This window comes from Micrococcus sp. KRD096 (genome assembly GCF_017168495.1).
GTDB classification, from domain to species: Bacteria; Actinomycetota; Actinomycetes; order Actinomycetales; family Micrococcaceae; genus Micrococcus; species Micrococcus luteus.
The window spans coordinates 1-920 of sequence record NZ_JABFAY010000011.1 but is presented as its reverse complement, the minus strand read 5'-3'; the positions used below and the strand labels follow the sequence as shown (position 1 = coordinate 920).

The window sequence follows — 920 nt, the reverse complement described above, 5'->3', positions numbered from 1 at the left end:
CTAGGGCGTGTCTGAGAATAGATGCACGAGTCAGCTGAGACCCTGGGGACATGTCCCGGTTCCAGATGCTCTCTGACACCCAATGGGAGTTGATCGCCCCGATGCTCCCGACCCGGACCGGCCGCGCCGGCAGGCCGTTCGCCGACGCCCGCACCATGGTGGAGGCGATCATCTACCGATACCGGTGCGGAATCGCTTGGAGGGATCTGCCCGAGGTCTACGGGCCCTGGCAGACCGTGTGGACCTGGCATCGGCGCTTGGCCGAAAAAGGCACATGGGACACGGTGCTGGCCACGCTGACCGCCGCCGCTGACGCCGAAGGCCTGATCGATTGGTCGGTCTCGGTGGACTCCACGATCGCCCGCGCGCATCAGCACGCGACGAACATCACCCGCCTCACAGGGGGATGGATCGAACTACAAGAATCCGCGTGAGGAGCCGGCCGATCACGGCATCGGGCGCTCCCGTGGCGGGCTGAGCACGAAGATCCATCAGCTCGTCGATGGGACCGGGCTGCCGCTGGTCAGCCTGATCACCCCCGGCCAGGCAGGGGACTCCCCGATGCTGCTTCCTCTTCTGGAGCAGCTGCGCGTGACCCGGCCAGTAGGGCGGCCCCGGACCCGCCCCGAGGCCGTGCTGGGCGATAAGGCGTACTCCTCCCGGGCGATCCGCACCCACCTACGTGCCCGTGGGATCAAAGCGGTCATCCCTGAACCGGCCGACCAGCAGGGCCACCGCAGACGGCGCGGTGCCCGCGGCGGGCGCCCCGTCGGCCTCGACGCGGACGCCTACAAGGGCCGCAACGTCATCGAGCGTCAGTACGCTCACCTGAAGCAGTGGCGGGGTCTGGCGACCCGGTATGACAAGTACGCGATCGTCTACCGGGCCGCTGTGGTCCTGAATGCTGTGCTCGCATGGTC

The 920-nt window shown here is 67.8% G+C and carries 1 protein-coding gene; it reads left to right on the top strand.

Annotated elements, in window-relative coordinates; genetic code table 11:
- Positions 1 to 50: 50 nt before the first annotated feature.
- A protein-coding gene (locus tag J1M41_RS04930; protein ID WP_206451282.1) for an IS5 family transposase occupies positions 51 to 920 on the top strand; the annotation gives its coding sequence in 2 pieces (ribosomal slippage) (positions 51 to 407 and positions 409 to 920; 869 coding nt annotated over the 2 pieces). This gene is flagged as partial in the annotation.